Consider the following 272-nt stretch of genomic DNA (forward strand, 5'->3'; position numbering starts at 1 on the left):
CGTACAATCCGTATTCATTAAAAAATCGGCGTCAAACAGGGAGACGGACGCTCCCTTCATCAGTTGGACGATCGTCGGCACATGAACGGGCCGAAATTGTCCGGCCGCAACGCCCTCCTCAATAATCGCCCTGACGGTTCCCCACTCTTCCTGAAGCAGCCTGTCGACTTTCAACCATTCGTCCGGAGCGAATCGCTTAAGGTCCGAAAGCAGCCGATGGTCGCCAAGCTGCAGCCCCTTGGGAAGAATCGTCAAAATTGCGCTCAGCTTCT

At 54.8% G+C, this 272-nt stretch carries 1 pseudogene; it reads right to left on the minus strand.

Annotated elements, in window-relative coordinates:
- Window positions 1-272, minus strand: a pseudogene (locus KVT34_RS30295) (TetR/AcrR family transcriptional regulator); the annotation flags it as partial.

This window comes from Paenibacillus sp. GbtcB18, assembly GCF_019091125.1.
GTDB lineage: Bacteria > Bacillota > Bacilli > Paenibacillales > NBRC-103111 > Paenibacillus_F > Paenibacillus_F chitinolyticus.